We start from the raw sequence: 7,722 nt of genomic DNA, 5'->3' as shown, positions 1-7,722 counted from the left end.
GTTTAATTTTTAATTTTTAATTTTTAATTTTTAATTAAAGTTTAATCGACCCAATAAAAGAGAGCTTAGGCTCTCTTTTTTTTTCTCTCATAACCTCGCACTTGATCTCTTTAAAGTTAACACTAGCTCTGTGCATTTAAGTAAAGCGCTTGTCATCATCCTCAAACATTAAAATACAATTAAAAGATAATTAAAAGATAATTCAGTTATCCCCATTTAATTAAGTGGACTACTTGTTCATACAGAAAAATGGGTAAATGGTATAACAGGGTAGTTTTTCATTTTAACCATTAAAAATGAACAGGTCATTAATCAACTTGCTATTAAATAGCCGCTTCACCTCAAGGCGTAGTTGCAGAGTTAAGCTAGAACATCGGATTAAGGCACAATTACCTATATAGCTAAAAACTTCCGACAAACATTAATGTACTAATGCCGTTGAGCCATGGATAGCTGAAAACGGCTAAAAACGGCGAGATAATTATCAATCAGTATCTTGCCTATATAAATGTCGGTACTTACCTTTAAACTTTAGTCTTTAATCTTTTTTCTGGAGCCATAAACATCGGCCGTGAGGAGTTTTCACTGCGCGCAACAAGATCATAAACGTAATAAAACGGCTATAACTCTTCTTCGACTTACTGAAATCTACCAACGAAATAAAAAAAATTGGTTTTAAAGCAGACTTAGTCAATCAATAAGACAATAAAACATAAAACGTTTAGCAAAATTTTAGTGATCATTAAAAAATCTCGTGGTAAAAGCTAGCAAGGAAGTTATTAAATAGTCATGATAAGTAAACTCATTAAACTAGCTTACGATTAACTTTGTCTTTTGGGGGCTATTTCTGTGCAGATATCCGACAAATTGCACAGCGATTAGCCAAACAAGAAAAAAGTCTTATTTTTTGATAAAAAACGGTTGACGTAAGGCGATCAGATTTGCATAATACGCGCCACTTGCTTAGAGGCGAGATGGAAAGGCTACATAGCTCAGCTGGTTAGAGCACATCACTCATAATGATGGGGTCCCAGGTTCAAATCCCGGTGTAGCCACCACTTTCCACTCTTAGTAAGAAATAGAAAAAATGCGGGTTTGGCGGAATTGGTAGACGCGCTGGATTTAGGTTCCAGTATCGAAAGATGTGAGAGTTCAAGTCTCTTGACCCGTACCATTCTACTAACAAGTATCATCATGATATTTGTTAGAAAGTAAGTAACATTGTTGGGGTATAGCCAAGCGGTAAGGCAGCGGGTTTTGATCCCGTCATTCTGAGGTTCAAATCCTCATACCCCAGCCACTTTCTTCTAAGTTATTTGAAAGTTCATCAATGTTTCTCACTTTAATCTAAAAGTATCCAGTTGGGGTATAGCCAAGCGGTAAGGCAGCGGGTTTTGATCCCGTCATTCTGAGGTTCAAATCCTCATACCCCAGCCACTTTCTTTTATGTTAATTGTTTTATGATTTCAATTTATTGAGATTACTACCTGAATATGCGGGAGTGGCGGAATTGGTAGACGCGCTGGATTTAGGTTCCAGTATCGCAAGATGTGAGAGTTCGAGTCTCTCCTTCCGCACCAATTCTAGATATAAATTTTCTTCCTGTACTTCTATATAGTTATCATCATTAAACTTCTCTTATACATCTCCTAGATACTAGCTATTATTCCCCATAAAAAATACACTTTAACTTTTAATCTAAGCTGATTTTTACTCTCGATCCCTTTCAAAATAAATACGCTTGCTACTATTCTGATCATTTCTCCTGATTCAAAACATACTGCTATGTTATTTATTTAATCACTATCGCTGCATGGATGCGTTTATTAGACCTTGCAGGCGCCTATTGTCCTGAACAAGGCATTATTAAAATAAACGCCCTGTCTTTGGCCGTTTTCCCTGCGAATAAAGTAGAGCAGATAACTAATCAAACGGGAATCAAACGGGTATAAGATATTAAATTAACGCTATACACCACACGCATAAGCTAAGGCTTTATTTTTCAAGTTTGGCACTTTATTTACCATCATTAAGCCCGCATTTCGGGCAAGCTTGACTAAAGGTGATACATGGCCAAATGACAAATATAATGCATCCATCGTCGTCATCATTAATAAATTATCCGTTCTTCTTTTTTGTTGATAACGCGATAAAACGTCTGGTTGATGCCATAACTCGCCATCACCGATAGCTTTTGCAATAACATGCTGCAAGGCTTTAACATCTTTAAAGCCTAAATTAACCCCTTGTCCTGCCATAGGATTAATCGTATGTGCCGCGTCGCCTATTAACAGTACTCGGCCTTTCTGGTATTGATTCGCATGTCGCCGTGTTAGGGGAAACGAGGCTTTATTAGTAATGGCTATTTTTCCTAAACAGCTTGGAAAATGCTGCATTATCTCTTGCGCTAGAGTGTCATGGGATAATGCTGATAAGCGCTTTATTTCATCTTTATTATGATACCAAACTAATGAAGCACAATTGCCTGACATAGGGAGCATGGCAATCGGGCCTGTTTGAAAAAACTGTTGCCAAGTTATATCTTGTTGTGGTTTTTCTGTCTCGACATTGATTAACAGAGCAGATTGGGCATAGTCCCAACCTGTGGTGCCAATATTCACCAGTTTACGGACATAAGAATTCGGACCATCGGCACCAATAACTACGTTAGCTTTTATAGTGCCTGACGATAAAGTTAACTCAACGTCTGTCGGACTTTGCTCAAGTTTAATTAAGGTTTCAGGGCACAATAAAGTAATATTGCTGTGTTGCTGCATTTGTTGCCATAAAGAAAGTTGTATCAACCTATTTTCAACAATATGGCCTAAATGCGTTTGTTCGATATCTTTGGCATTAAACTCGGTGTAGCTGCGCTCAATCTCCCATACGCCAAGGCGCTTATAGGGGCACACTCGCCATTTTTGCAACTGCTGCCAAGCACTTAATTGTTTTAACAATTGCTCTGAGGCTAACGAAATCGCTGAAACCCTCAAGTCAAAGGCTTGTTCAGGAGAAAACTTTTTTGGCACACTTTTTTCAATAATGGCCACACTTAATCCTAACTCAGCCAGTGATAAAGCACTTGCCGCACCTACCATGCCACCACCAACAACAACACAATCAAACTGATTCATCATGATTTTTACAACTTTATGAACGTTAGGTTATTCTACCCAACCTGATATCTTAATTCGATGTTTATGTGCCAGATTATGCAGCAATAACCACATCACTCATGTTCTGATTATTTTAGCTGATGAGCCTAACTCACGACTCGGTTATTTATTTGCTCGTTTTACCCGCAGATAAAGTGAACCCTCGCATTAATGAACCGAATAAAACTCAAGTAAAGCACTCGCAACAAAACGCCCCATTAAGCGTTTAAAGGTCAAACTAGGCGCTTCAAATTTATGATGACTCATAGCGCTAAACTAAAAACTTAAAACTATTTTTAACCAAGATATTTCTAAGCTAGCATCATAGGCAAAGAAAGAGTAAAATATGCCTCCTTAAATTCTCTAGCAAAAACTAGAATCAATTCATAGAAAAGATTAGGCGCGAAACAATGAGTAAAAAGCTATATATCAAAACTTGGGGCTGTCAAATGAACGAGTATGACTCGCAGAAAATGGCTGAACTTTTAGACTCTACCCATGGCTTTGAATTAGCCGAAGCAGCAGAAGATGCTGATGTTATCTTACTTAACACCTGCTCTATCCGTGAAAAAGCACAAGAAAAAGTGTTTCATCAGTTAGGTCGTTGGAAAAACCTCAAAGTAAAAAATCCTGATTTAATCATAGGTGTTGGTGGTTGTGTTGCTTCACAAGAAGGCGATGCTATTCGTCAACGTGCCCCTTATGTAGATATGGTTTTTGGTCCACAAACCTTGCACCGTTTACCTGAAATGATCCAGCAAGTTACCGGTCACAAAGGTCATGTTGTTGATGTGAGCTTCCCAGAGATTGAAAAATTTGACCGTTTACCTGAGCCAAAAGCCGATGGGGCTACTGCCTTTGTTTCTATTATGGAAGGTTGTAGTAAATATTGTACCTTCTGTGTAGTACCTTATACCCGCGGTGAAGAAGTCAGTCGTCCGCTTGATGATGTATTATATGAAATTGCTCAACTTGCCGAGCAAGGTGTGCGCGAAGTCAATTTACTTGGCCAGAATGTTAACGGTTATCGCGGCGATTCGCATGACGGTAGTATTTGTCGTTTTTCTGAACTGTTGCGCCTAGTCGCTACCATTGACGGTATTGACCGCATTCGCTATACCACATCACATCCAATCGAATTTACTGATGATATTATTGATGTTTACGCTGATGTGCCTGAGCTTGTTAGTCACTTACATTTACCCGTGCAAAGTGGCTCAGACCGTATTTTAACGCAAATGAAGCGTGGCCATACCGCTTTAGAGTACAAGTCTCAAATCCGTAAATTGAAAAAAGTTCGACCTGACATTTGTATGTCATCTGATTTTATCATTGGTTTTCCAGGTGAAACTGATGCGGATTTTGAAGCGACCATGAACTTAATTAAAGCAGTAGATTTTGATTTAAGTTTCAGCTTTATTTACAGTGCACGCCCAGGTACGCCTGCGGCCGATATGGTTGATGACATTAGTGATGAAACTAAAAAGCAACGTTTACAAATATTGCAAGACCGTATCAGTCAACAAGCACTGCAAATTGCACGTCATATGCTTGATACCGAGCAACGTATTCTAGTTGAAGGTCCGTCCAAGAAAAATCCAATGGAATTGCGTGGCCGAACAGAAAATAATCGTATCGTAAACTTTGTTGCTCCACATACCGTTATTGGCCAATTTGTTGATGTCAAGATTACGGATGTTTATGCCAACTCCTTACGCGGTGAACTGGTTCGTCAAGAAAGTGAAATGGGGTTACGTATCGCCCATTCACCCGCTGACATTTTAGCGAACAACCATCACCAAGCAGAACAAAATCCAGTGAATGAGCTAGGGGTAGCCACCTTTACGCCTTAAGCTATTATTATTCATAAAAGTAAATATTAAGGGCAAATAATTATTTGCCCTTTTAACATGTTACTTCAAACACTTGGGAGCAGCAATTGAGTAAAAATACCAGTATAACTTTTGAACTATCTCCAGCCGATAATAATCGTCTGGCCAATTTGTGTGGCGCTATAGACGACAACCTTAAGACGATAGAACGTCGAATGGGCGTTGAGATCAGCTACAGAAGCCATGAGTTTAAAGTCACCGGTAAAAGTGTCAATGCAGAGGCTGTGAAGCAACTTTTGATCAATCTTTACCTTGAAACTGAAACCGTTAAAGGTAAGTCAAACACCATTACCGCTAAAATGCTGCACTTAGCCATTGTCGAAGCCGGAGTCTTAGAAGCCGCACCAAGCAAGCTTGATGCTAAATACGACGATATGGTGACGATAAAGACCAAACGTGGCATGGTCAAGCCACGTAACGAAAGCCAGCAAAGTTATGTCCAAAATGTGATTACCAATGATATCAGCTTTGGTGTTGGTGTTGCCGGTACAGGTAAAACTTACCTAGCGGTGGCCTGCGCTGTTGATGCTTTAGAGCGTCAAGAAGTCAGACGTATATTACTGACCCGCCCAGCCGTAGAAGCGGGTGAAAAGCTCGGATTTTTACCTGGTGATTTATCGCAAAAAGTCGACCCATATCTACGTCCGTTATACGATGCGCTATTTGAAATGCTCGGTTTTGAAAAAGTTGAAAAGCTGATTGAGCGTAATGTCATCGAAGTGGCTCCATTGGCCTACATGCGCGGTAGAACATTAAACGATGCCTTTATTATTCTTGATGAAAGTCAAAATACTACCGTAGAACAAATGAAAATGTTCTTAACCCGTATCGGCTTTAACTCACGCGCCGTGATCACAGGTGACATAACTCAGGTAGATTTACCACGCGGACAAAAATCTGGCTTACGCCATGCTATTGAAGTATTAGTGGATATACCCGGCGTTAGTTTTAACTTCTTTCAAGCAAAAGATGTGGTACGCCACCCTGTTGTCGGTCATATAGTTGAAGCTTATGAAGCGTTTGAGCAAAAAGAGCAACGCTTAAAAGCAGAAAAACAACAAGCGCGCGAACAACAGCAAAAAGCAGAAGCCTTAGCCGCTGCAAGCGAAAGCAAACATGGCGAATAACGTGGCTAATATTGTCGTCGATTTACAATTGGCTTGTGATGATAAGACGGTGCCTGAACTCAGTGACTTTCAACGTTGGACTGAGGCTACGCTAGTGCCATATGAAAAATCATTTGAACTTACCATTAGATTGGTCAATAGTGATGAAAGCCGTCAGCTTAATCATCAATATCGAGGCAAAGACAAAGCCACCAATGTTTTATCATTTCCATTTGAAGTACCTGAAGGCATTGAACTTGATTTATTAGGTGATCTTATTATTTGCGTTGATGTTGTTGAGCAAGAAGCCGCAGAACAACACAAATCTATCAATGCCCATTGGGCGCACATGGTTGTACATGGCTGCTTACATTTATTGGGTTTCGATCATATTGACGATGATGAAGCAGAAGAAATGGAAGCACTTGAAACGAAAATAATCACAGGTTTGGGCATAGCTGCGCCTTATGAAATACAATAGCAGCCAATATTTAATCGTAAGCGGGCTCATTGATGAATTCGCTTAGTATAAATAACAAACCATTATTTGATCTCTGTCAGTAAAATAGTTACTGAAGAGAATTAAGCAACAATTTAGTACTTGAAATTAACTACGATCGGTTACAAACTAGTCGAATAATTAAATAGTACTAAATTCAACGAACAAGGAATTAAAAAGGCTCTATGAGCGACGACCAACCCCACTCTAGTAACGGTTCTTCAAATAAGTCAATCTTGACTAAGATTATACAAATATTTACCGGAGAACCGAGAAGCAAAGAGCAGCTAGTCAATGCATTAAATGATGCTGAAAACCATGAATTTATCAACCCTGAGATCAAGCAAATGATCGAAGGCGTACTCGAAGTATCTGATATGCGAGTACGTGATATTATGATCCCTCGGTCACAAATGGTCACCTTAGATATTAATGATCCGTTAGAGAAATCACTCGCCATTATAGTGGATTCTGGACATTCAAGATTTCCCGTGATTAATGATGATATTGACGACGTTGAAGGCATCTTATTAGCGAAGGATTTACTCGCTTACGGCTTTAGCCAATTCGATGAAACATTCACCATTGCACAAATTATTCGTCCGGCCATTATTGTTCCTGAGAGTAAAAAAGTTGATCCACTTTTAAAAGAATTTCGCCAACAGCGTTATCATATGGCGGTTGTCGTTGATGAATACGGTGGTGTTTCAGGTGTGGTGACCATCGAAGATATTCTAGAGCTGATTGTCGGTGAAATTGAAGACGAAACCGATGATGCCATGGAAGAAGATATTAAGTACCTTGCCGGCCAAGTTTATCAAGTGAAATCACTTACTGACCTTAACGACTTTAATAATTACTTTAATTTTCAATTCAATGAACGTGATGCCGATACCATAGGGGGTATTGTTACCCAACACTTTGGTCATATGCCGAAAAAAGGTGAAAAAATCACCATCAATAAAGTTATATTCAAAGTCACCGCTGCCGATAACCGTCGCATTCAAACCTTGCAAATTACCGTACCAAAAGAGCATGTAGTTGCAGGTAAAGTTGCTGATTAATCCTTT

At 39.3% G+C, this 7,722-nt stretch carries 5 protein-coding genes and 5 tRNA genes; 9 read left to right on the top strand and 1 reads right to left on the bottom strand.

Going from position 1 to position 7,722, the window contains the following annotated elements:
* The first annotated feature begins 981 nt into the window (after positions 1-981).
* From H4J65_RS16205 to H4J65_RS16185, 5 genes are all read left to right on the top strand, one after another.
* Positions 982-1,058: transfer RNA gene (locus H4J65_RS16205), tRNA-Met, on the top strand.
* Positions 1,059-1,089: 31 nt separating this feature from the next.
* Positions 1,090-1,174: transfer RNA gene (locus H4J65_RS16200), tRNA-Leu, on the top strand.
* A gap of 51 nt (positions 1,175-1,225) precedes the next feature.
* Positions 1,226-1,300: transfer RNA gene (locus H4J65_RS16195), tRNA-Gln, on the top strand.
* Between the two features lie 62 nt (positions 1,301-1,362).
* Positions 1,363-1,437: transfer RNA gene (locus tag H4J65_RS16190), tRNA-Gln, on the top strand.
* A 58-nt stretch (positions 1,438-1,495) separates the two neighbouring features.
* Positions 1,496-1,580, top strand: a tRNA-Leu gene (locus H4J65_RS16185).
* 387 nt (positions 1,581-1,967) lie between these two features.
* On the opposite strand, the gene H4J65_RS16180 is transcribed toward H4J65_RS16185, so the two are convergent.
* Positions 1,968-3,134, bottom strand: coding sequence for an FAD-dependent oxidoreductase (locus H4J65_RS16180; protein WP_182185221.1), 1,167 nt, complete (start codon positions 3,132-3,134; stop codon positions 1,968-1,970).
* Positions 3,135-3,565: 431 nt separating this feature from the next.
* Between H4J65_RS16180 and miaB the strand changes: the two genes are divergently transcribed.
* From miaB to H4J65_RS16160, 4 genes are all read left to right on the top strand, one after another.
* Positions 3,566-5,008, top strand: coding sequence for a tRNA (N6-isopentenyl adenosine(37)-C2)-methylthiotransferase MiaB (miaB, locus tag H4J65_RS16175; protein WP_182136907.1), 1,443 nt, complete (start codon positions 3,566-3,568; stop codon positions 5,006-5,008).
* 86 nt (positions 5,009-5,094) lie between these two features.
* On the top strand, positions 5,095-6,174 hold the full coding sequence (locus tag H4J65_RS16170) for a PhoH family protein (RefSeq protein ID WP_182136908.1): 1,080 nt from the start codon (positions 5,095-5,097) through the stop codon (positions 6,172-6,174).
* Complete coding sequence (gene ybeY, locus H4J65_RS16165; RefSeq protein WP_220465176.1) at positions 6,164-6,634, top strand: rRNA maturation RNase YbeY; 471 nt, start codon at positions 6,164-6,166, stop codon at positions 6,632-6,634. Before H4J65_RS16170 ends, ybeY begins: the two co-directional genes overlap by 11 nt.
* A gap of 203 nt (positions 6,635-6,837) precedes the next feature.
* The gene (locus H4J65_RS16160; protein ID WP_182136909.1) at positions 6,838-7,716 is read left to right on the top strand and encodes an HlyC/CorC family transporter; all 879 of its coding nucleotides are present in this window, start codon (positions 6,838-6,840) and stop codon (positions 7,714-7,716) included.
* Positions 7,717-7,722: the final 6 nt, after the last annotated feature.

The organism is Colwellia sp. MB02u-9, from assembly GCF_014077085.1.
GTDB lineage: Bacteria > Pseudomonadota > Gammaproteobacteria > Enterobacterales > Alteromonadaceae > Cognaticolwellia.
Note: the sequence above shows the minus strand (reverse complement) of the source record. Positions and strands in the feature narration are given on the sequence as shown.